The sequence below is a fragment of the Glutamicibacter sp. V16R2B1 genome, from assembly GCF_005774635.1.
Lineage (GTDB): Bacteria > Actinomycetota > Actinomycetes > Actinomycetales > Micrococcaceae > Glutamicibacter > Glutamicibacter creatinolyticus.
In genome coordinates, this window is record NZ_VATX01000015.1 from 140,503 (window position 1) to 161,786 (window position 21,284).

Sequence of the window (21,284 nt, forward strand, 5' to 3'; positions counted from 1 at the left end):
GATGTTTTGCTTTGCCGCGGCACCGTTTTACCTTCGTTCTGGGAAGTGTGATTTGATCCACCACACAGGCTACCGGTTGTGGTTGAGAATATTCAATCGTCCTGCGGCCCGGCTTGAAGGGCGGACTTCCAAATCATGGCGGTGCGGTGGCAAGAACAACTTCGCCTCCCGCACCGGTGGCGCGGGAGGCGAAGCGTTAGCAGTATCGGTGCGGGCCGATGCCTACTTGGAGGTCAGGGTCACCAGCACGGCTTCGGGCCGGCAGGCGATGCGTACCGGGACGAAGCGGGAATTGCCGATACCGGCGGACACATTCAGCGGGACGCTGCGTCCGTTCAGCTCCCAGTTGGTCAGTCCCCGGGCGCGCCAGGTAGGCAAATCGCAGTTGGTCACCAGGGCACCGTAACCGGGAATGCAGATCTGGCCGCCGTGGGTGTGCCCGGCGAAGATGACGTCGGCGCCGGTGCGCGTGAACTCATCCAGCACCCGCTGGTAGGGCGCGTGGGCCAACGCGATCTTCACGTGCGGGGAGCGCGCCGAGTTCACCGAGCCGGCCGGCCACCCGGCGAAGGTGTCGCGGTTGATGTGCGCGTCATCCACACCGCTTAGATCCATGCGGATCCCCTTCATGGGAACCGACTGGTTGCGGTTGGCCATATTCAGCCAACCAGCGGCGCCGAAGTGCCGGTGCATCTCCTCGTGCGGCAGCGCGTTGCGGCTGGAGTTGTTCGGCACGCCGCGGCTGCGCTTGAGGTAGCGCAGGGGGTTTTTCAGTTGCGGGGCAAAGTAGCAGTTGGACCCGGGAACGAAGGCGCCGGGGAACTGCATCAGCGGCTCCAGCGCGTCGATCAGGGCCGGCACGCCATTCTGGTGCGACAGGTTATCGCCGGTGTTGATCACGAAGTCGGGGCGCAACTCGGCCAACTGGTGCAGCCAGCGCCGCTTGAGCTGCTGGCCAGGCACCATGTGGATGTCCGACAGATGCAGGATCCGAATGTCGGGGGCGCCCACCGGCAGGACCGGAAGGGTTTCGCGGCGCAGCTGGAACTGCTGGGTTTCATACATTCCATAACCGATGGCCGCCGTGCCCAGGGCCAGGGCGCCGCCTGCCAGCAAGGCGGTGCGGCGAGCGGCTGAGGCCAAGGCCGTTGAAAAATCCTTCTGTGAAGTCATAGGTAGACCGTCAGTGTCCTTTCAACGAAAAGTGCTGGTTGGAATGCGAAACCATCGTAGTTGCGGATAAAGGAAGGCCGCGGCCACCAAGGTGGCCGCGGCCTTCAGTTTAGTCCTCGTCGGAGTCGTTCGGCGAACCCGACTTTGTCGGTTCAGGCTTGGACTTCTTTTCCTTCTTGTCTTCGCCCTTGTCCTTGGACTTATTTTCGCCCTTGGACTTGTTCTCGCTCTTTTCCTTCTTGTCCTTCGAATCCTTGGAATCTTCCGAATCCGACTTGTTCGAGTCACTCGAATCGCTGGAGTCGCTCGAGTCGCTGGAGTCGCTCGAATCGCTGGAATCCGAATCCTCCTTGGGCTGCGGCTTCGGCTTGGGAGCCGAACGAGCCGAGCCGAAGGAGCCCTGGTCGAACTCGTGGACTGCTTCCTCCATGAAGTCGACCCACAGCGGGGAAGCGAACGTTGAGGAGTCCACAATGCTGCCGTACCTGCGACCGTTCACGACCTTGTTCTGCAGAGTGTTTTTCTTCTCAGCAGCCTGGGCGTCCACGCGACCAACCCAGGCAGCGGTCGAGATGCCGGTCGAGTAGCCGACGAACCAGGTGGAGGTCGACCAGTTATTGGTACCGGTCTTGCCCGCGATTGGTCCGGATACCTGCCCCTTGGACACGCGCTTCGTTGCGATCTTCTGCAAAGTCCCGTTTAGATCGGCCACGTTCTGCTCGTCAATGACCTGCTTGCAGTCCGGCTGCGGCACGTTGTATTTGTTGCCTTCACCGTCCACCACGGAGGTCAGGGCACGTGGCTCACAGTATTCGCCCTTGTTGGCAAACGCGGCGAAAGCAGCAGCCTGGGACAGCGGGGTAATGCTAACCGAGCCGATAACAAACGATGGATTCTTCGGGCTGATCGGCGCGGGGGCACCGTTTTCTCCACCGTTCTGGTTGAGCACGCCCAGTTTAGTGGTGTAGTCGGTGATGGTGCACAGATCAACCTGCCGGGCCTCTTGAACGGTCGCTGCGTTGACCGACCAATACAGTCCGTAGTCCACGGTCATGTTCTTGTAGAAGCCGTAGGAGGCGTTCTTAGGAGTCCACTTTTCACCGACGGTAGTGGTTCCGCCGGGCAGACACGAAGCCTGCCACTTGTCGCCGGGCATGAAGGTTTGCCGCTTCGCATTGATCTTGTCGTACATGTGGTGACCCTCATGCAGCCAGGCCAGAGTGGTGTACGGCTTCATGGTCGAGCCACCCTGGAAACCGCCAGCACCGCCCAGGGAACGTTCCACAGAGTAGTTGAGAACGCTGTTCTCCATTTTTTCGTTGTCAGGAGCGTAGGTCGAGTTCTGCGCCATGGTGACGATGTTGCCACTGCCCGGTTCTACCGAGACGAGCGAGGCACCAATGTCTTCATTGCCCTTCATGTCCGGGATGATGGCCTTGCGGGTATCCTTCGCGGCCTTCTTGTTCAGACTGGAGTCAATGGTGGTCTTGATGGTCAGGCCACCGCGGTACAGCAGATTGGTGCGGTCTTCCTTGGTCTTGCCGAAGGCCTCATCTCGGGTGATCAAACGGGTCGCGTAGTCGCAGAAGTAGGCGTTGTCGCCGGCGGCCATGCAGCCGGAACGTGATTGGCTCGGGTTGGTCTCCAGCTTGGAGGCCACGGCCTTGTCGTATTCCTTCTTGGTGATCGCCCCAGTGCGGTACATGTTGCCCAGGACCTTGTCGCGGCGGTCCTTGGCCCGTTCCGGATTGTCAATCGGGTTGTACACGTTAGGCAGCTGCACCATACCCGCGAGCATCGCGGACTGCTGCAGGTTCAGGTCCTTGGCATCCACCGAGAAGAAACGCTGTGCGGCAGCCTGCACACCGTATTCACGCCCGGAGAAGAGCACCAGGTTCAGGTAGCCTTCGAGGATTTCGTCCTTGGACATCTCGTTCTCGATTGCCACCGAGTAACGGACTTCGCGGATCTTGTCCGCGTAGTCCTTCTGGCCCGACACGGTGGTGTCTTTGTCACCGGTCAGGTACTGGTTGTTCACCAGCAGGTTGTTCACGTACTGCTGGGTCAGGGTCGAGGCACCCTGGCGCGAAGAAGAAGTCAGGTTCGAGACAGCAGCGCGCAGCATGCCCTTGGGGTCAACACCGTTGTGCTCGTAGAAGCGCTCATCCTCAACCGAGACGATGGCCTTGCGCATGTATGGGGAGATGTCCTCAAGCTTCACCGGGTCACGGTTCTGCTCGTAGAAGGTGGCAATGACCTTCCCCTTGCGGTCCAACATCTGGGAGGGCTGCGGAATCGGCAGCTTTTCAAACGACGCCGGAAGCGAGTTAACGATGTTGGATCCGGTGGTCATACCGGTTTTCGCGATTGCCGCAGCGGGCACCAACATGCCGGCCGCGAGCACACCACACAAGGCACTGATTCCAAGGAATGCAACGATCTTGCCAAGAGTGGTAGCTGTGTCAAAAAAGGGGGACTTCTTAGCTGCCATGCGTACTAGTTTACAAGGACGCGCTAACGTAGCGAGTATGACTAAATGGGAGTACGCAACATTGCCACTAGTAATCCACGCGACCAAGCAGATCTTGGACCAGTGGGGAGATGACGGCTGGGAGCTGGTCGCCGTTGTGCCAGGCCCCAACGGAACCTCTCCGGTCGCCTACATGAAGCGTCCGAAAGCCTAAACGATAAAGGAGCAAAACCCCATGCAAGAAGCGAATTCTTCGCGTGTCGAAGCACGGCTGGCCGAGCTGGGCCATGAGCTTCCCGCCGTCGCCAAGCCGGTAGCCGCTTACCTGCCGGCTGTGACCTCCGACAACTACGTCTACACCTCAGGGCAGCTTCCGCTAATTAAGGGAGAACTCACAGTTGCTGGAAAGGTCGGCGCCGAGGTTTCCACCGAGGTCGCTGCCCAGCAGGCACAGGTCTGCGCGCTGAACGCATTGGCGGCCATCAAAGCTGAAATTGGTGACCTGGATCGCATCAAGCGCATCGTGAAGGTCGTGGGTTTCGTGTCCTCGGACCCGACCTTCACCGCTCAGCCGGGCGTCATCAACGGTGCCTCGGAATTCTTCGGTGAGGTCTTCGGGGATGCCGGGCTGCACGCCCGCTCGGCGGTCGGCGTCGCCGCCTTGCCACTGGATGCCCCGGTCGAGGTCGAGGTTATCGCCGAATTTGAGTAGCCGGATTCCGGAACGTGGTGCGCGGGTCGGGGGAAAGATTCCTCCCGTCCCGCGCACCGGCGTGCAACGACGCGTTTTCCCGTTGCCGCCATCCCAGGTCTCGGCGGCCGAGAACTGGGTGACCTTCGGCTCCCGCACCCCGCGCAAGGCCAGGCGCGCCTCCTCGGTGTGCCTGGTCCGCGACGACAACGACGGGCTGCAAACCTACCTCAGCTACCGTGCGGGGGAGTCGCCCCTGGGAACCGTCGCGTTCCCCGGTGGCAGTGTTGAAGCCGATGACTTCAGCGAGCTGCAGTGGTTTGGCCCCTCGCTGGGTGCCTGGTCGGCGAAGATGGGGGTCCTGGACCAGCGGCTGGTCCGCTCGCACGTGGTGTGCGCGATTCGTGAACTTTTTGAGGAAACCGGGATCCTGCTGGCTGGCGCCGATGAACAAACGGTGGCCGAGGCCGGCGAACCCGAGGAATGGATGGCGGCGCGCGAGGCCATTGCCGGACAGGACCTGCAGTTCAGCAGCTTCCTGGCCCGTCGCGGCCTGGGGGTGCGCACCGACCTGCTGCGTCCGGTCGCGCACTGGGTCAGCCCGAACTTTGCGCTGCGCCGCTTTGACACCTGGTACTTCAGTGCCGCCGTGCCCCAAGGCCAGAGCACCAGCCTGCTGCGGGCCAAGGGCCGGTGGGCCCAATGGTGCAATGCGCGGGAGGTCATCGCCCAGCGCCACGGCAGCTGGTTGGGGGACCTGGTGGACCAGCCCGACACCCGCGAGCTGCCGTTCAGCCAGATCACCTACCCGGCCGTGGAAATGATCATGGAGCAGCTGGCCGAATCGAACGGGGCGATCGCCTACCTGGCAAGGCTGCGTTCCCTGCAGGCCCAGCACCCGAACCTGCTGGAGCGTGAGGAACGCTACCTGCTGGAAGTGGTCACCAGCGATGACGGGGACCTGGACGACTGGCGCTAGGCGCTGGATCCTGCCCCGACTAATTTCGGACAGCAAAAAGCCCCGGACTGCCGGTCTTCACACACGGTGGAGGCCGGCCGTCCGGGGCTTCGCAGTTTTAGCGCGAACGCTGGCGCAGGCGCTGGATGTCCAGAATCACGACGGCGCGTGCTTCCAGGCGCAGCCAGCCACGCTGCACGAACTCGGCCAGGGCCTTGTTCACGGTCTCACGCGAAGCGCCAACCAGCTGGGCCAGCTCTTCCTGGGTCAACTCGTGGGCGACCAGGATGCCGTCGGTGGCCGGGCGGCCGAAACGGTCAGCCAGGTCCAGCAGGGCCTTGGCAACACGACCCGGAACGTCCGAGAAGACCAGGTCCGCCAGCGACTCGTTGGTGCGGCGCAGGCGGGCAGCCAGGGCCTGGAGCAGCTGGATGGAAACCTCGGGGGAGTTCAGGATCGCCTTGCGCAGGTTCTCGTGGCGCAGACCAGCCAGGCGGGTCTCGGAGACTGCGGTGGCGGTGGCGTTGCGCGGGTGGGGGTCGAATAGGGCCATTTCGCCGAAGAGTTCACCCGGGCCGAGCACTGCAATCAGGTTCTCGCGGCCGTCAGCCGAGGTGCGCCCCAGCTTGATCTTGCCGGAAACGATGAAGTACAGCTGGTCGCCCTGGTCGCCCTCACGGAACACTGATGCACCGCGAGAGAGATCAACTTCGGTCAGCTCTTCGGTCAGGGTGGTGAAGACGTCATCACCCAAAGATGCGAATAGCGGCGCGCGGCGCAAAACCTCGATATCCATTAAATCTCCTGTCAACAGTAGTGAGCGCTAATTTCATTGTGCCGCATCCGGTAACAATGTGACAGTTTCCACACGTGGTTTTGCCGAGAAAATGCTATTAATCACGCCGAATACGGCTGAGGGAGCAAAAGAACTCGCAGAAATCCATCAGGTAAAAAGGGTACCTTGGAAAGGCCGAAGGATCATTAGAACGAAGTGGAGTCTCGTTGCTCGCAGCTTTCAACTGGCTAGACATTGCCATCTGCATCGTTCTCCTTTCTTTTTTCATTGCCGGGGTTCGGCGCGGTTTCATGCTCACCGTCGGGGACATGCTGGGGCTGGTGGCCGGCGGTATTGCCGCGTTCTTCGCCATCCCGCTGGTGTCCACCTGGGTGTCCAACCCGTGGGGCCGGGTCGGCCTGATGGTTGGCGCGGCCGCGGTGCTGATCCTGCTGGGCCAGGCACTGGGTCGGGTGATTGCCACCGGCATCCGGCGGCGGCTGAACTTTGATGTGGTGCGGGTCTTTGACCGCCTCATGGGCGGCGCATTGTCGGTGCTGATCACCGCGACCGTCATCGGCGCGCTGGCCTTTTCCACCTCCTCAATGGGTATCCCGCGCCTGTCCACCGAGATCGCCCAGTCCTCGATGATCGCCACGATCCGCAACGCCACCCCGCAGTTCGTCACCTCGGCCATCTCCTCGGCACGTTCAGCGGTCATGGCCCAAACCCTTCCAGCCATCATGGAACCCTTCGCCCCGGTCGTGGAGCCGGTGGAGGAAACCGGTTGGGCCCCCAGCCAGGCACAGCTGGATGTCGAGGATTCGGTGGCGAAGATCTCCGGCACCGCCGCCCAATGCGGCGTGAACCTGACCGGTTCCGGCTTCGTGGTGGCCCCGGAAATGGTGATGACCAACGCCCACGTGGTGGCCGGGGTCAGCGCCGCGACCGTCGAGGTGCCGGACCAGGAGCTGCTGCGCGCCAAGGTGGTGTACTTTGACCCGGCCGCGGACATCGCGGTGCTCAACGTTCCCGGACTGCAGGCCGAGACGCTGCCGATGGCCGGCCAGGATCTGGTGCGCGGGGACGAGGCGGCCTTCATTGGCCACCCGGCCGGCGGTCCGCTGCAGATCCGTGGCGCGGTGGTCGCCTCCGAGGCGACCGTGACCATTGCCGACATCTACGAGCAGAAGACCGGGTCGCTGTCCGTCTACCAGCTCACCGCCGAAGTGTCCCAGGGCAACTCGGGCGGGCCGTTGGTCAACGAGGACGGGCAGGCCGTGGGCATGGTGTTCGCCAAGTCGCGCAGCGACGAGGAGGTCGGTTTCGCCCAGAGCCTGGACGAGCTGGAAGAGGCCATGGCCAAAGCGGCCGGCCGCACCAAGTCGATTAAGACCGGCGGCTGCCTGCAGGACTAACACCGCCGCACGCGGTGCCCCATCCGGTGCAGGCCCCGTGGGAGCGTCGCGGGGTCAGTGGCCGAGCAGGTGCGCGAGCTGCTCAACGGCCAGCCGGTAGCCGTTGATCCCGGCACCAATGATGATGGAGCTGGCCACCGGGGAAACATAGGAGTGGTGGCGGAACGCTTCACGCTGGTGCACGTTGGAGATGTGCACCTCGATCACCGGCAAATCCACCCCCGCCAGCGCATCCGCGATGGCCACCGAGGTGTGGGTGAAGGCCCCCGGGTTGATTACGATCCCGGCTGCCTGCGTCCGGGCCTCGTGGATCGCATCGATCAGCACGCCCTCATGGTTGGATTGCACGGCCTTGACCTCCAGCTGGTGGGCCGCGGCCGTGTCGCGGGCCAGGGCCTCGACGTCGGCCAGCGTGTCATGGCCGTAGATGGCCGGCTCCCGGGTGCCCAACAGGTTCAGGTTCGGGCCGTTGACCAGCAGGATGGTGTTCTTCTCGGTTGCGCTCATGGAGCCAAATTTACTGCACCGGCGTCCCGCCCAGCCTGCGGCGGCGTCAAAGAGCGGTCACCCGGCGTTAAAAAGCGCCCGGCCCGGAAAACCGGAAGGATGTCTCCTCCTGGCTTTCCGGGCCGGGCAGGTCACCGGCGCCAGGCGGCGCCGGACTCGGCTGCTACTTGCGCATTGACTGCGCGATCTGGGTCATCACCGTCGCATCGGAGAGCGTGGTGGCGTCTCCGACCTCACGGCCCTCGGCCACATCCTTGAGCAGGCGGCGCATGATCTTGCCCGAACGGGTCTTGGGCAGTTCCGGGACCACCAGCACGTGGCGCGGCTTGGCGATCGGGCCGATGTCCTTGCCCACGTGGTCACGCAGCGTGGCCACCACGTCCTGGCCCTCCTCCGGTTCGCGCTGCAGGATCACGAACGCGACCACGGCCTCCCCGGTGGTGTCATCCTTCGCGCCAACCACCGCAGCCTCGGCCACCAGCGGGTGGGCGACCAGCGAGGACTCGATTTCGGTGGTGGACAGGCGGTGGCCGGACACGTTCATCACGTCATCCACGCGGCCCAGCAGCCAAATATCCCCGTCATCGTCCTTCTTGGCCCCGTCCCCGGCGAAGTACATGTCCTGGAAGCGCGACCAGTAGGTGTCCTTGTAGCGCTGCATGTCGCCCCAGATGCCGCGCAGCATGGCCGGCCACGGATCACGAATGACCAGGAAGCCGCCCTGCCCGTTGCCGACGGACTTGCCTTCCTCATCGACCACGTCCACGCTGATGCCCGGCACCGCCACCTGGGCGGAACCCGGCTTGGTGGAGGTCACCCCGGGCAGCGGGGCGATCATGTGCGCGCCGGTCTCGGTCTGCCACCAGGTGTCCACGATCGGGGTGGGGTGTTCCTTCTTCTCCCCGTTCTTGCCGTTGTTTGATCCGATCACGTCCCGGTACCACATCCAGGCCTCGGGGTTGATCGGTTCGCCCACCGAGCCGAGCACGCGCAGCGAGGACAGGTCGTAGCCGTCCGGGATTTCCCGGCCCCACTTCATGAAGGTGCGGATCGCGGTGGGGGCGGTGTACAGGATCGTGACCCCGTACTTTTCCACCAGTTCCCACCAGCGGCCCTGGTGCGGGGTGTCCGGGGTGCCCTCGTACATCACCTGGGTGGCGCCGTTGACCAGTGGGGCGTAGGTGACGTAGCTGTGCCCGGTCACCCAGCCGATGTCGGCGGTGCACCAGAACACGTCCGATTCGGGGTGCAGGTCAAAGGTGTCACGGTGGGTGACCGCTCCCTGGACCAGGTAGCCGCCGGTGGTGTGCACAATGCCCTTGGGCTTGCCGGTGGTGCCGGAGGTGTACAGCACGAACAGCGGGTGCTCGGCGTCGTGCGCCTGGGCGGTGTGCTCGGTGCTGGCGGCGCCCACGACGTCATCCCACCACTTGTCCAGTTCGCCGAAGGCCACGTCCTCGCCGTTGCGCTTGACCACCAGCACGTTCTGCACGGTGTGTCCCGGCGCGGCCAGGGCCTCGTCCACGGCCGGCTTCAGCGGGCTGGGCTTGCCGCGGCGCCAGGTGCCGTCGGCGGTGACCACCAGCTTGGCCTCAGCATCATCGATGCGGCTGCGCAGCGCGTCGGCGGAGAAGCCGCCGAAGACCACCGAATGGATCGCGCCGATACGGGCGCAGGCCAGCATGGTGATCACGGCTTCGGGGATCATCGGCAGGTAGACCGCCACCCGGTCGCCCTTGGCCACGCCCAGGGATTCAAATGCGTTGGCGGCCTTCTTCACTTCCTCGGTCAGCTGCGCATAGGTGTAGGCGCGGGTGTCACCCGGCTCGCCCTCGAAGTAGATGGCAACCCGGTCGCCCAGGCCGTTCTCCACGTGCCGGTCCAGCGCGTTGTAGGCGGCGTTCAGCTTCCCGCCCACGAACCACTTGGCCACCGGCGCCTCGGACCAGTCCAGGGTCTCGGTGAAGTCGGTGTCCCAGGTCAGCACCTTGCGCGCCTGGTCCGCCCAGTAGCCCAGGCGGTCCGCGTCCGCGCTCTTGTACTGTTCGGCGTTGGCCACGGCGTTGGCGGCGAACTCAACACTCGGGGCAAAGGACCGGGTCTCGTTCGAGAGGTTGTCCAGGGTCTTGGCTTCGCTCATCAGTGTGCTTCCCTTCCGGCTTGGCATTCACAAAAGTTTCCTGTGATCCAAGTTACCCCTTTCGCGGCCGCTAAAGTGAACTGCGCCACCATTTGGGACGCCAGAGGCCCGAAAAGTGCGCCGAACGGTCGTAGCCCTGCGCCGAAGCGTGCGTAATCTTCAGAAAAACAGCCCGGCCGTGACACGATCAGGGGGTGTCGATGAAAAGTATCACCGAGTCTTCGCTGGCCCTGAAGCGCCGGGCGCGGAAGATGAACCGGATCCTGGCCGAAACCTACCCGTACGCGGTCGCGGAACTTGATTTCGAGAACCCCTTCGAGCTGCTGGTGGCCACGGTGCTCTCCGCGCAGACCACCGACGTGCGGGTCAACTCCATCACCCCGGCACTGTTCGCCCGCTACCCGGATGCCGAGGCCATGAGCCAGGCCGAGCGGCCCGAACTGGAGGAACTGATCCGCCCCACCGGGTTTTTCAGGGCCAAGGCCGAATCCCTGCTGGGGCTTTCCACCGCCTTGGTGGACCAGCATGACGGGCAGGTGCCGGGCAAGCTGGCGGAGCTGGTCAAGCTGCCCGGGGTGGGCCGCAAGACCGCCAACGTGGTGTTGGGCAACGCGTTCGGGATCCCGGGGATCACCGTGGACACCCACTTCATCAGGCTGGCCAACCGTTTTGGGTGGAGCAGCGAAACCGACCCGGTAAAACTGGAGCACGCGGTGGGGGCGCTGTTTGAAAAGCGTGACTGGACCATGCTCAGCCACCACGTGGTGTTCCACGGCCGACGCGTCTGCCACGCCCGCACCCCCGCCTGCGGGGCCTGCCCGCTGGCCAAGCTGTGTCCCTCCTACGGAATCGGGGAGGAAATACCTGCCAAGGCGCGCAAGTTACTTAAGTATGAGCTGGCGCCGGGACGCGAAGACCTGCTGGAGAAGATGCGGGCAGGAGCTACCCGCCGCGAACTGCGCAGCCAGGGATATGGATTGGGAGCATGAGCGCACGCACTGAACTGGAAGCCATCATCAAGACGCACCGCACCCGGGCCGGGGCCCCGCAGTCGATGCCCCGGGACTGGGTGATGCAGCAGGTGGACGCGCCGACCGCCCGCCGCGCGGCGGTGCTGATGCTCTTTGGGCACCACGATTCCGGTCCGCTGCGCGACGACAGCCCGGCCGATGAACTGGACCTGCTGTTTGTCACCCGCGCCGCGACATTGCGCAACCATGCCGGGCAGATCGCCTTCCCCGGCGGCGGCATCGACCCGGAAGACGATTCGCCGGCAGCCGCCGCGCTGCGTGAGGCCGAGGAGGAGACCGGGGTGCGCACCGACGGGATCCAGGTGCTCGGCCAGCTGTCGGACGCCGAACTGCCGATCACCAATTTTTTGGTCACCCCCGTCATCGGCTGGTGGCAGCAGGAGAGTGAGGTCTACCCGGTGGACCCGGGGGAGTCCCAGGACGTGTTCCGCGCCCCGGTGGCCGAACTGCTCAACCCGCACAACCGGCTCAGCGCCGTGGTCAGCCGTGGCCGGCAGCGCTTCAGCGCCCCCGCGTTCGACTATGAGGGGCGCATCATCTGGGGGTTCACCGCGATCGTGCTGGACCGCCTGTTCAATGAACTGGGTTGGACCCGGCACTGGGATACCGCGCGCGAAATCAAGATGGCCTAAGCGCCCCAAGGACCGCCTATTTGGCGTCCGCGTAGCTTTTGACGGTTGCCACGCTGACCGGGAAGTCCGGGGAATGCTGCCCGAAGAGGGTTTGTCCGGCCTGCCGGGCGCCCTGGCGGATCGCGTGGGCCAAGCCTTCGGCGAGCGCCTCTTCGGTCTCGAAGACCAGCTCATCGTGGACGAAGAAGACCTGCCGGCAGCGGGTGTGCAGCCCGGCTGAGTAGATCAAATGCCGGGTGTGCGCCATCCATACCAGCGCCCATTCGGCGGCGGTGGACTGCACCACGAAGTTGCGGGTGAACCGGCCCCGGGAGCGGGCAGCGGCATCCGCGGCGGCCTGGGCGGCCGCGTCGGCGGTGTGGCGCTGGGCGTTCACCCATTCCTCGGAGGCCGGTGGGCAGCCACGGCCCAGCCAGCTGTGCACCCCCTGGCCCTGTTCCCCGGCCCGGGCGGCCTGGCTGACATACTCCATGGCGCGCGGGAAGTTGCGCTCCAGTGCGGAGACCACCCCGGCGGCCATTGCCGAGCTTCCCCCGTAGATTGCCGAAAGCATGCCCAGCTTCGCATCCGCCCGGCTGGCGGCGACCCCGACGTCCACGAACGCCTGGTACAGGTCAGCGTCCTGCCCGGCTTGCTGCAGTGCAGCGTCCCCGGAAATGGCTGCGAGGATCCGCGGTTCCAGCTGGCGTCCGTCGGCCACCACGAACACCCGTCCGGCAGGGGCGGTGATCACCTGGCGGATATCGTGCGGCAGCTGCAGGGCCCCGCCGCCGGTGGCGGCCCAGCGCCCGGAGGCGACAGTGCCCAACACGTAATGCGGGTGGAAGCGCGCGTCGCGCACCCATTGATCCAGCCAGGCATCCCCGTGGGTGCTGGCCAGCCGGGAGAGGTGCTTGTAGTGCAGCACCAGGTTGATCACCGGATCACGGTGCTGCTCCAGTTCCCAGGCGCGCACCGAACCCACCGGGTACCCGGCCCGCTGCAGGGCGCGCAGCAGCTCCTGGGGCGAATCCGGATTCAGTCCCGGGCTGTGCAGCGCCTGGCCGAGTTCGATGGCCAGTTCCGCCAGTTTCGGTTCTCGCATCCCCTCCGGGACCCGGGCGCCCAGCTGTTCTCGCAGCAGGGCCCGGTGCGCGTTCGCATCCCAGGCCAACCCCGCGTGCTCCATCTCCGCGGCAATGACCGCGCCGATGCTCTCGGCACGCAGCAGCAGTTGCAGGCGGTGACGCTGTTGCGCGTCGTTGGGCAGGGCCTGGCGCTGCTGCAGGTAGCGGGCCTCCAGTCCGGGCAGGTCCTCACCCTGGGAGGGTTCGGCGAACAGCGTGTCCTGGCCCGGCTGGGCGGGGCGGGCGGCACGTTCGTCCAGCTCCACATCGGGTAGTCGCTGGGAGACGAAGGGGCTGCGGTGCAGGATCCGCTGGGCCAGGTCCAGGACATGGGCCTTGGCCAGGTGCACGTCGGCCTCCAGCAGCGCAGGCATCCAGTTCGCGGTGCGGGAGATGACCCAGCGTGGGCTGTACCGGTCTTCCAGGCGCTGGACGGTGGCGGCAAAGTCCTGCCGGGACACCGTGATCGGTGGAGCCAGTTGCTTTCCATCGGCTTCCTCGCGCAGCAAAATGACGGCGAAGGCCTCATCGGTGCCGGTGGCGAGGAAGGCGAGTGTGGGCATGGCTTAATTGTGCCTTGGTGCCCGAGATTTCCCCATTCGGCCGCCTTCGACCCTCCAGGCCAGGCGTGGCCGGTCACGGTTGGGGCATGAAATGGCTAGAGAACCTCCGACGGTGTGAACCGGCTGGTGTGGATCAGCGTTTTGTGGCGGTCCCGCCCCCGCCGCTGGCCACCGACCGCGCTGTGCCAATCGCGGCGCCCCAAATGTTTCCGAACCCCGGCCCCGGGCAGGTGCAGGTCCGGGACGCTGCCGCACCCGGCCGCTCAGCGGTGGCGCCGGCGGCCAGCGTTGCCGGGGAGCCAAGCTGTTGGCTGGTGACCAACGACCGCGAACTGATAGATGCGATGGCGATGATTGCCCTGAGCTGCGCCGTGCGTCTGCGCCACTGTCCAGACCCGCAGCAGCTGCCGGAGATGAAGGTGGACGGACCGGTGCTGTGGGGAGCGGACCAGTGCGGTTGGCTTGGGCAGCACGCGCCGGGGACCGGCCAGGTGCTGGTGGGAAGGGATGAACACGCGCAGCAGCTGTGGCTGGCGGCCAGCGCGTGGCCGCAAACCCGGGTGGCGGTGCTGCCGCAGGCGGCCGGATGGCTGGGGGAGTATCTGGGACAGTGGGCGCTGCGGGCCGGGCACGGGCACACCCTGGCCCTCGCCGCGCTCGCCGGAGGGATCGGCACCAGTTCGCTGGCGTGCCTCAGCGCGCATGCCGGCACGCTGAGCGGACTGGAATCGGTGGTGCTGGACCTGGATCCCCACTCCGGGTCGCTGTGGCCAATGCTCAGCTGGCAACCGGTCAGCGGGATTGGCTGGGAGCAGCTGCGCGAATCCCGCGGACACCTGGCCCCGCACCAATTCAGGGAAATGCTGCCGCGCTGTGAGAGCACCGCCGTGCTGTCCTGGCGGCAGGATCCCGGAGCGTTCGTGATTGATGAGCCGCTGGCGGCACGGGTCCTGGCGGCCGCCCGACAGGCCTTTGACCTGGTCGTCATTGACACTGGTCGATTCATCCACCCGTTGGCCCCGGTGTTGGGCCAGTTTCAGGACCGCATGGTGCTCACCGGTTCGGGGCAAAGCCGCCACCGTGCAACCGGATACGGGTACGTGCTGTGTGCCGGCACCGGCAGGAGTCCACTGGGGCAGCCCGAGGGGCTGCTGGGGTTCTTTCCCCAGCACGGGGGTGTGCAGCGCTGTGCGGAACGCGGTGAACTGCTGCAGGCACTGCGCTCACGTAGGCTGCGGCAGGCGATTGCCGACTGCGCACTGCTGCCGCTCAAGGAGAGTGGATCGTGAACGGCGGGCGGCACGCCCAGCGGCCGGGCGGCAGCTACCGGCAGGGGCTGGTGGACCAAAGGATCCTGGAGTCGGTGCGGCGCAAGGCGATCCAAAGCGGAGGGAACCTGGACCCGATCGCGCTGGCTGAAGCGGTCACCGAAGCCGGTACGGCCTGGGGTTCGACCGGTTCGGCACAAACCCTACAGAACCTGCGTGATGAGGTGCAGGGCTTGTCGGTACTGGAACAGTTTGCCACCCTGCCCGGTGTCAGCGACGTGCTGGTGGATGGGCGGGGCCAGGTGTGGACCGATTCAGCGCAGGGACTGCGCCTCACCGGGTTCAGCTTCAGCTCCGCCGAGCAGGTGCGCCGGCTGGCCGTGCACTTCGCGTCCCTGGCCGGCAAACGTCTGGACGAGGCGATGCCCTTCGTTGATGTCTCGGTGCGTGGGTACCGGATCCACGCGGTGCTGCCGCCTGTTGCCGTGCAGGGCCCGGTGATCTCCATCCGTGTCAAGCAGGCCGCCGGGCGTGGGCTGGACCAATTGCTGGGGGCCGCCCACCGGTGGTGGCAACCGCTGCTTCAGGCGGTGGTGAGCACCGAGCAGAACTTCCTGGTCACCGGGGGCACCGGCTCGGGCAAGACGACCCTGCTGCAGGCCATGCTTGGGCTGGTGGATTCGGGCCAGCGGCTGGTGATCGTGGAGGACACCCACGAATTGCAGGTCGAGCACGAGCATGTGGTGTCGCTGCAGGCGCGCCTTCCAAACGCGGAGCACCGTGGTGAGGTGCGATTAAGCGACCTGGTGATCCAGGCCCTGCGGATGCGCCCGGACCGGCTTATCGTCGGAGAATGCCGCGGTGCGGAGGTGCGGGACTTCCTGGCGGCCATGAATACCGGGCACCAGGGGGCAGCCGGGACGATCCATGCCAACGACCCCGGGGCAGTTCCGGCACGGTTGGCGGCGCTCGGGGCCCTGGCCGGCTGGGATCCGCAGGCCACCGCGCTGCAGGCCAGCAGCGCACTGGACCTGCTCATCCACATGGCACGCGGTCCTGACGGGAGTCGGGCTCCGGTGAAGCTGAGTCGCCTGTTCCTGGGGGAGACCCAGCAGATGCGCACCCAACCGCTGATTGACGCCTCCTTGCACGACCCGCTGCTGCCTGGCGCGGAATCATGGCTAGAGGAGCGGTTCGATTCTGCCACCGTGGAGACGATCCTCCAGGCGCTGTACCGCCGACCGGGGAGCGCAACATGACCCTGCTCTCGGTTTTCGGACTGCTGCTGCTGGTGGCGGCCGCCGCCCTGTGGCGTTCCCCTACGCGTCGGCGGCAGCAGTGCGGCGGCCCCAATGCAAACCTGGGAAAGCGGCCGCTGCTGCGCAACGCAACGAGTTTTCATTCCGGGGATACACTCCACCGGCGCTTCTGGCCGGGGCAACGAATCGGCCCGGGTCGGGGTGCAGCGGTGGACGCGCATGCGGAGTCCAGCGTACGGGTGGTGCGCGAACTGGCAGGGCTGCTGCGCAGCGGTAAACAGTTGGACGCCGCCATGCAGTTGCTGCTGCGGATCGAAGCAGGGGAGACAAACCCGGCAGCACAGGCACTATCGGCACTGTATGTCCAACGCCAGACCCGCTGGACACAGCCCCCAGACGCGGTTGCCGGCCTGGACGGGGAGGCCGGGCACCTGTTGCGCCGGCTGCACTGGTGTTTTGAGATCTGTGAGCAAAGCGGCGCCCCGCTGGCAGAAGTGCTGGAGCGTTTGGCCGAGGACCTGGAGGCGGCGCAGGATGCACGGCGAACCCTGGATGTCGCGCTGGCCGGTCCCCGGGCCACCACCCGCCTGCTGACCTGGCTGCCCCTGCTCGGTTTGCTGAGTGGGGCGCTCTTTGGCATTGACGTTTTCACCGTGCTGGCAGAATCCGCGCTGGCCCGGGTGGCGGTCCTGCTGGGTCTTGGGCTCTGGGCGGCCAACCGGCTCTGGTGCCGGCTGCTGTTAACGCGTTCCACCCGTGAGGCGGTCCGGGGGTGAGAGCGTTGTTCCTGCTGTCCCTGGCCATCAGCGTAATGCTGGCCTTCCGTCCGCCAGCCCGCCAGCAGCGGCCCGGCAGTGGGCGGGAAGGGAAACGAAGAACGAAACCGTCGGCCCAGGATCCGCCGGTGGAACTGGTGCTGGACCTGGCGGCCAGCCTCTTGGAATCGGGGCTGCCGTTGAACCGCGTGCTGCAGATCCTGGCCACCAACATTCCGCATTGTGCGCCGTTGCTTGCCGTGTGTCGTTGCCTGGAGATGAACATGGACTGGAACGACGCCTGGAACGGCACACCCTCCTGGCTGGCGCCGCTGCGCCGGGCGCTATATTTCACCCGCAGTTCCGGAGCGTCCGCCGCCCAGCTGCTGCACAACTCGGCGGCCTTGCAACGGCGCGAGCGGATCGCCACCGCACAGCGGGTCGGTGCCCAGTTTGGGACCAAACTCGTGCTGCCGCTGGGCTTGTGCGCTTTGCCGGCGTTCATCGCCTTGGGCGTCATCCCGCTGATCGTCGCGTTGCTGCCCCAGTGGTAATCCCCAATCCGCCACCCGCCCCTGCAGGGGTGGGAGTAATGCCGTGATGGTGGATGGCAGACGGGGTTGATCCCCAACCTTGTCCAACCGACCGGAAATGATTCGGAAAAATACCCTCGAAAGGAACCGACATGAAATCACGGATCAGGAACGCAATGGGTCCCAAGGGCTTACGACAGCGTCCCGGGGTACCTGCCGGGATTGAATGGGACGATGAGAGCGGCAGTACGACCGCCGAATTCGCCATGGTGACCCTGGTCACTGTGAACGATATAGCGCATACTTGATTCATGGACACCGACCACTCCTCGCGAGCCGTCCCTAGCGTCGCCATCTACGCCCGGCAGAGCGTCGAGGAAGACCAGGGCTTCGCGCAGCAGATCGCTGACTGCGAAGAGGAGGTCAGGCGGCGCGGCTGGCTGGTCGTCGGCGAGCCCTATCCCGACAACGATGTGAGCGGCAGCGCCGCACGCGGATCAAAGACGTACTGGGCGAGGATGCTCAAGGCGTTCGACGCTGGCCAGTTCGACGTCCTGATGGTCACAGAGGTCGACGGCCTCACCCGAAGTCTCACCGATGTGCTCGGCATCCGCCCACCGCGCCGTGACATCCGTGTCGTGACCGTGCGTGGGGGTATCGACAGGCAGGACGATGACTACAAGCTGAAGCAGCTTGTGCTTCTTGCCGAGCGCGAGGTCAAAATCAAGGCGCAGAGAGCCCAGCGCTACGCGCGCGAGCGTCGCGCCGCCGGACACCCCTCAACCGGCAAGGCATCGCACGGCTACACGTGGGTTACCGCCGCCAACCGCGACCAGGCGGGGACGAGGTATGTCATCGACGCCGACGAGGCTCAAGACGTGAGAAAGATCTTCACGGAGTTCCTCTCCGGTGCTCCCCTCGGTCAGATCGCGCGCGATCTGAACTCCGCTGGCAGGAAGACCCGCAAGGGCGCGCGCTGGCACACGTCGACGGTCCGCCGCATCGTCATGAACCCTTTGTATGCAGCGCTCCTGCCGCCGTCCCAGGGAAGTCAGCCTCATGATCTGGCGATCATCGACCTCGCGGCCTGTACGCCCGGCGCGTGGGAGCCACTCGTCGAGTGCGACCACCTCGTCGCCGCTCGCGACAAGCTCGCCGGCGTCAAGCCCGACCACCAGGGAACCGCCCGGAAGTGGCTGCTCTCCGGGCTGGCCATCTGCGCCGTATGTCGCCAGCCGGTCCGCTCAGCGCGAGGGCGGACTCACCCGTCCCCTCGCAAAGACGGCTCGGGCACTACCCCCAGCCAGCGTTACCACACCTACCGGTGCGTGAATGGGCACATCATGCGCAAGGGCGAGATCATCGACGAGTTCGTCTCGGAGGTGTGCATCGCACGCCTGTCCAAGGCCGATACGCTCGACCTCCTGGCTCCGAAACCGGGCACCGTGGACGTCCGGGTACTCCACTCTCAGCGCGAAGCCCTGGGGGGGAAGGCGCAAGAGCGTGCTCAAGCAGCTCGCATCCGGCAGGGCGACCGAGGAAGATGCAGAGGAAGCGCTAGACGACCTCAGCTGCGAGCAGTAGATGCCGAGATCGCTCGTGGGGTTGCCATTGACTCACTCGCCGAGCTGGTGGGCGTCAAGGACGTTCGCACCTGGTGGCACAGAGAGGAGTGGCCGTTTGCACGTCGTCGCTCGATCGTGGAGGCGTTGATGACCGTCGTCATCCATCCAGTCGGGTACGGCAAACGGATCACCACCCTCGAAGCCGCAGCCGACACTGTCGAGAACGAGTGGACGGACGGCAAGAAGAAGGCTGGCACTCATGGATGACAAGTTCGGGCACGAAGACGAGGCGTACCGTACGTGCGGCGAGTGCGGTGGTGACTGCGAGCCGGAACCCGTGCGGACCGATGCGGGCATGCGCATCGCTTTCAGCTGTCCCACGCACGGTGTTCACACCGTCGTCGACCCGTTCGAGGACTTGAGGTAGCTGCTGGTCGGTGGCCGCCTGTGGAGACCCGGGAGTTGAGCTGACAGCTCAGAATAACCTGGACGTACCGCCATGACTTGGAAGACCATCAATGAGAGCGTGACCGTGTGCTACCCACAGTTCACGATGACCGGCTCCATCGAGCAGGACCCGGCCCAGCCGGCGCTCGCTCAGGTCGCCGCCGAAACTGGAGAGGATGAGGTTCTCTCCATCGATCTCTTTGAGTACGGCTATGTGCCCGCTCCCGGGGAGATCTTCATAAAGGACTGGTCGAAACACCACGGATTCGCTGCTGCGTTGCAGGCGGCAGGAGTTATCGAGATCGTCGGGGAGGTCTTTGTGGGGCCGTTTACATCCCGCGCGTATCGCGTCCGGGTGCATCCAAACTCTGCGCTTCGTCGATGAGCGCCGCGAGGGTGCTCGCATCTACAACCTCGATGCCGAACTCCACGGTCTTGGACGCGACTGCCGCATCCCCTGTGACGACCAGCCATTCCGGCGCATCCAGATACTGGCTGTCATCTTCTTTCCCTGCTAGAGCGCATGCCACGACTAGCGGGTCCGCACCTCCGAGATTCTTAAAGAGATCGACAAGACGCATGTCCCCAGCAGTCACAGTCGCCATTATTTCCGTGAGCAGTTCGAGAACTCTGGGCGTCGTCGGGTACCTGTTCTCGCGAAGCTGCGCGTAGTCGGGAAACCCTTTCGCCTCGTGCAACACTTCTTCCGGTATGACAACGTTCTCCCTGAAGAAGTCACTCGCGCGGTGGTCTCTCCTCAGCCGAGTGAGAGCGTTTGTGTCGACCACGTACCTCGTCCCGAATTCGCTCACGAGATCGCTCTCCTGAGGTCTTCAATCTGATACGGCTTGATGCGGTTAAGGCATACAGACCGGCAGAAATCGCCTGTAGAGATCTGGTTGCTGTCGAGCACATCTAGCATGCGTCTGGTCAACTCGCGGCCGTTGTACTTTCGGACGGCGTTCTCGGGGCGCGGCTGGTTCATAGGTTTCGATCGCTTCCGCTTGTTGTATTCGACGCGCAGCTCATCGAGGTACTTCGCGGCGGTTTCTCCCGTGATAAGCGAGAGTCGCATCGCTCGGACGGTGACGGCGCTAGCGGTCACTTTGAATTGTTCCGAAGCCTTTTTCATGTCTTCGAGCGAGGTCGGTGCGAGTTCCGTCATACGGTCGCGCGGCATTAACAACGCGCCCGCGATGTCGTACTCCCGCCCTACGTCGGTACCCATGCTGGCACCATCCCATGTCATCGGGGCGAAGATCCTTCTGCCGATGAGCACGGTCATCAAAGCCAGCGTGAAGATCGTCCTGCCGACGGGCTCCTGAGCGTCGCCGTGATCCCCACCAGCGAGGAACACGAATGGGACCTTGGTGTCCCTGATGGTCATCCCACTGAATTTCACGTGCGTGAGTCTCTGTGGCATGTAATGCTGCACGCTCCTCGATACCAGAATCTGGTTCCGTTCTAGCCGGTCTATCAGGAGGTCGAGAGCCTTTTCCTTCGTGCGGCAAGCGCGAAGTTCGTCGTGCCGCAGTCCGATCGAATCCGACAGCCTGGCGGCGTCGTGGTCCGGGGTCGCACCGGGTCGACGCAATAGACCCACGATCTTATTCTTGCCGAGAGTCTTGTCGTGCCGCTTCAACAACTCCTGTTTGCGCATGAGGTCTTTGACGATCAGTTCGACCTCGTGAAGTTCAACGCGTGCCCGGGAACCGATAGAAAATGTGTCTTTACTGACACCCTCCAAGAGCTTCCTTGTCTTCGCCTCGACTTGAGACTCCACGACATCGAGCGGAGCGAAGAATAGCGGGTACGGAATTTCACCCCGCCGTGCCAGCCTGATCAGTGCGCCGAACGCAATGGTCCCACGGGCTAATGAATTCTCATATTCTTTGTAAGTGCCAGCGACCGAATTGTCAAGCAGCGTTCTGAACACCTCATCGTCGATCGCGATGGAGGAACCGGCCAGGAGCACCTCGATTGGCATGGCTGT

20 protein-coding genes are annotated in these 21,284 nt (G+C 64.7%); 12 read left to right on the forward strand and 8 right to left on the reverse strand.

Going from position 1 to position 21,284, the window contains the following annotated elements; translation table 11 throughout:
• Nucleotides 1-222 precede the first annotated feature (222 nt).
• Nucleotides 223-1,173 carry a metallophosphoesterase gene (locus tag FDN03_RS10700; protein WP_138176826.1) on the reverse strand — a complete coding sequence of 317 codons (951 nt, stop codon included), beginning with the start codon at nucleotides 1,171-1,173 and terminating at the stop codon, nucleotides 223-225.
• A 109-nt stretch (nucleotides 1,174-1,282) separates the two neighbouring features.
• Entirely contained in the window at nucleotides 1,283-3,526 is a 2,244-nt protein-coding gene (locus FDN03_RS10705; protein ID WP_249354511.1) for a transglycosylase domain-containing protein, read from the reverse strand.
• 175 nt (nucleotides 3,527-3,701) lie between these two features.
• Between FDN03_RS10705 and FDN03_RS16815 the strand changes: the two genes are divergently transcribed.
• The 3 genes from FDN03_RS16815 (at nucleotide 3,702) to FDN03_RS10715 (ending at nucleotide 5,313) form a co-directional block, all read left to right on the forward strand.
• Complete coding sequence (locus FDN03_RS16815; RefSeq protein WP_246049554.1) at nucleotides 3,702-3,857, forward strand: DUF4177 domain-containing protein; 156 nt, start codon at nucleotides 3,702-3,704, stop codon at nucleotides 3,855-3,857.
• Between the two features lie 21 nt (nucleotides 3,858-3,878).
• Nucleotides 3,879-4,355, forward strand: a complete 477-nt coding sequence (locus tag FDN03_RS10710; RefSeq protein ID WP_138176832.1) for a RidA family protein — start codon at nucleotides 3,879-3,881, stop codon at nucleotides 4,353-4,355.
• A 61-nt stretch (nucleotides 4,356-4,416) separates the two neighbouring features.
• The gene (locus tag FDN03_RS10715; protein ID WP_138176835.1) at nucleotides 4,417-5,313 is read left to right on the forward strand and encodes an NUDIX hydrolase; all 897 of its coding nucleotides are present in this window, start codon (nucleotides 4,417-4,419) and stop codon (nucleotides 5,311-5,313) included.
• A gap of 97 nt (nucleotides 5,314-5,410) precedes the next feature.
• Here FDN03_RS10715 and FDN03_RS10720 read toward each other — a convergent pair whose 3' ends face one another.
• Entirely contained in the window at nucleotides 5,411-6,088 is a 678-nt protein-coding gene (locus tag FDN03_RS10720) for a Crp/Fnr family transcriptional regulator (RefSeq protein ID WP_054820866.1), read from the reverse strand.
• 206 nt (nucleotides 6,089-6,294) lie between these two features.
• Here FDN03_RS10720 and FDN03_RS10725 point away from each other — a divergent pair, with 206 nt between their 5' ends.
• Nucleotides 6,295-7,485 (forward strand): MarP family serine protease, encoded by a 1,191-nt coding sequence (locus tag FDN03_RS10725; RefSeq protein WP_138176838.1) that lies wholly within the window; start codon nucleotides 6,295-6,297, stop codon nucleotides 7,483-7,485.
• A gap of 54 nt (nucleotides 7,486-7,539) precedes the next feature.
• Here the strand turns inward: FDN03_RS10725 and aroQ are convergent, their stop codons facing one another.
• Nucleotides 7,540-7,992, reverse strand: a complete 453-nt coding sequence (gene aroQ / locus FDN03_RS10730) for a type II 3-dehydroquinate dehydratase (RefSeq protein ID WP_138176841.1) — start codon at nucleotides 7,990-7,992, stop codon at nucleotides 7,540-7,542.
• Between the two features lie 163 nt (nucleotides 7,993-8,155).
• On the reverse strand, nucleotides 8,156-10,132 hold the full coding sequence (acs, locus tag FDN03_RS10735) for an acetate--CoA ligase (protein ID WP_138176844.1): 1,977 nt from the start codon (nucleotides 10,130-10,132) through the stop codon (nucleotides 8,156-8,158).
• Nucleotides 10,133-10,332: 200 nt separating this feature from the next.
• Here acs and nth point away from each other — a divergent pair, with 200 nt between their 5' ends.
• Together nth and FDN03_RS10745 are read left to right on the forward strand one after the other, a co-directional pair.
• Nucleotides 10,333-11,121 carry an endonuclease III gene (gene nth, locus FDN03_RS10740; protein ID WP_138176847.1) on the forward strand — a complete coding sequence of 263 codons (789 nt, stop codon included), beginning with the start codon at nucleotides 10,333-10,335 and terminating at the stop codon, nucleotides 11,119-11,121.
• Nucleotides 11,118-11,795, forward strand: a complete 678-nt coding sequence (locus FDN03_RS10745) for a CoA pyrophosphatase (RefSeq protein WP_138176850.1) — start codon at nucleotides 11,118-11,120, stop codon at nucleotides 11,793-11,795. The genes nth and FDN03_RS10745 overlap by 4 nt, the downstream gene beginning before the upstream one ends.
• A 16-nt stretch (nucleotides 11,796-11,811) precedes the next feature.
• Here the strand turns inward: FDN03_RS10745 and FDN03_RS10750 are convergent, their stop codons facing one another.
• The gene (locus FDN03_RS10750) at nucleotides 11,812-13,464 is read right to left on the reverse strand and encodes a bifunctional 3'-5' exonuclease/DNA polymerase (RefSeq protein WP_138176853.1); all 1,653 of its coding nucleotides are present in this window, start codon (nucleotides 13,462-13,464) and stop codon (nucleotides 11,812-11,814) included.
• Between the two features lie 314 nt (nucleotides 13,465-13,778).
• Between FDN03_RS10750 and FDN03_RS10755 the strand changes: the two genes are divergently transcribed.
• From FDN03_RS10755 to FDN03_RS10780, 6 genes are all read left to right on the forward strand, one after another.
• Nucleotides 13,779-14,753, forward strand: coding sequence for a hypothetical protein (locus tag FDN03_RS10755; RefSeq protein ID WP_171021218.1), 975 nt, complete (start codon nucleotides 13,779-13,781; stop codon nucleotides 14,751-14,753).
• A complete protein-coding gene (locus tag FDN03_RS10760; RefSeq protein WP_138176859.1) occupies nucleotides 14,750-15,991 on the forward strand; it encodes a TadA family conjugal transfer-associated ATPase in 1,242 nt (413 codons plus the stop codon). Before FDN03_RS10755 ends, FDN03_RS10760 begins: the two co-directional genes overlap by 4 nt.
• A complete protein-coding gene (locus FDN03_RS10765; RefSeq protein ID WP_171021219.1) occupies nucleotides 15,988-16,767 on the forward strand; it encodes a type II secretion system F family protein in 780 nt (259 codons plus the stop codon). Before FDN03_RS10760 ends, FDN03_RS10765 begins: the two co-directional genes overlap by 4 nt.
• Nucleotides 16,764-17,300, forward strand: a complete 537-nt coding sequence (locus tag FDN03_RS10770; protein ID WP_138176865.1) for a type II secretion system F family protein — start codon at nucleotides 16,764-16,766, stop codon at nucleotides 17,298-17,300. Before FDN03_RS10765 ends, FDN03_RS10770 begins: the two co-directional genes overlap by 4 nt.
• Nucleotides 17,301-17,590: 290 nt before the next feature.
• Entirely contained in the window at nucleotides 17,591-19,111 is a 1,521-nt protein-coding gene (locus FDN03_RS10775) for a recombinase family protein (protein WP_138176868.1), read from the forward strand.
• A gap of 232 nt (nucleotides 19,112-19,343) precedes the next feature.
• Nucleotides 19,344-19,676 (forward strand): hypothetical protein, encoded by a 333-nt coding sequence (locus FDN03_RS10780; protein WP_138176871.1) that lies wholly within the window; start codon nucleotides 19,344-19,346, stop codon nucleotides 19,674-19,676.
• On the opposite strand, the gene FDN03_RS10785 is transcribed toward FDN03_RS10780, so the two are convergent.
• Both FDN03_RS10785 and FDN03_RS10790 read right to left on the reverse strand, forming a co-directional pair.
• Entirely contained in the window at nucleotides 19,621-20,103 is a 483-nt protein-coding gene (locus FDN03_RS10785) for a hypothetical protein (protein WP_138176874.1), read from the reverse strand. The two genes, FDN03_RS10780 and FDN03_RS10785, sit on opposite strands and share 56 nt — an antisense overlap.
• Nucleotides 20,100-21,278, reverse strand: a complete 1,179-nt coding sequence (locus tag FDN03_RS10790) for a hypothetical protein (protein ID WP_138176877.1) — start codon at nucleotides 21,276-21,278, stop codon at nucleotides 20,100-20,102. Before FDN03_RS10790 ends, FDN03_RS10785 begins: the two co-directional genes overlap by 4 nt.
• Between the last annotated feature and the right edge of the window lie 6 nt (nucleotides 21,279-21,284).

Bases quoted from the DNA above. Each gene is read 5' to 3' on its own strand.
- FDN03_RS10700 (WP_138176826.1), bottom strand. From the start codon at position 1,173: ATGACTTCACAGAAGGATTTTTCAACGGCCTTGGCCTCAGCCGCTCGC.
- FDN03_RS10705 (WP_249354511.1), bottom strand. From the start codon at position 3,526: ATGACCACCGGATCCAACATCGTTAACTCGCTTCCGGCGTCGTTTGAA.
- FDN03_RS16815 (WP_246049554.1), top strand. From the start codon at position 3,702: ATGACTAAATGGGAGTACGCAACATTGCCACTAGTAATCCACGCGACC.
- FDN03_RS10710 (WP_138176832.1), top strand. From the start codon at position 3,879: ATGCAAGAAGCGAATTCTTCGCGTGTCGAAGCACGGCTGGCCGAGCTG.
- FDN03_RS10720 (WP_054820866.1), bottom strand. From the start codon at position 6,088: ATGGATATCGAGGTTTTGCGCCGCGCGCCGCTATTCGCATCTTTGGGT.
- aroQ (WP_138176841.1), bottom strand. From the start codon at position 7,992: ATGAGCGCAACCGAGAAGAACACCATCCTGCTGGTCAACGGCCCGAAC.
- acs (WP_138176844.1), bottom strand. From the start codon at position 10,132: ATGAGCGAAGCCAAGACCCTGGACAACCTCTCGAACGAGACCCGGTCC.
- nth (WP_138176847.1), top strand. From the start codon at position 10,333: ATGAAAAGTATCACCGAGTCTTCGCTGGCCCTGAAGCGCCGGGCGCGG.
- FDN03_RS10745 (WP_138176850.1), top strand. From the start codon at position 11,118: ATGAGCGCACGCACTGAACTGGAAGCCATCATCAAGACGCACCGCACC.
- FDN03_RS10750 (WP_138176853.1), bottom strand. From the start codon at position 13,464: ATGCCCACACTCGCCTTCCTCGCCACCGGCACCGATGAGGCCTTCGCC.
- FDN03_RS10765 (WP_171021219.1), top strand. From the start codon at position 15,988: ATGACCCTGCTCTCGGTTTTCGGACTGCTGCTGCTGGTGGCGGCCGCC.
- FDN03_RS10775 (WP_138176868.1), top strand. From the start codon at position 17,591: ATGGACACCGACCACTCCTCGCGAGCCGTCCCTAGCGTCGCCATCTAC.
- FDN03_RS10780 (WP_138176871.1), top strand. From the start codon at position 19,344: ATGACTTGGAAGACCATCAATGAGAGCGTGACCGTGTGCTACCCACAG.
- FDN03_RS10790 (WP_138176877.1), bottom strand. From the start codon at position 21,278: ATGCCAATCGAGGTGCTCCTGGCCGGTTCCTCCATCGCGATCGACGAT.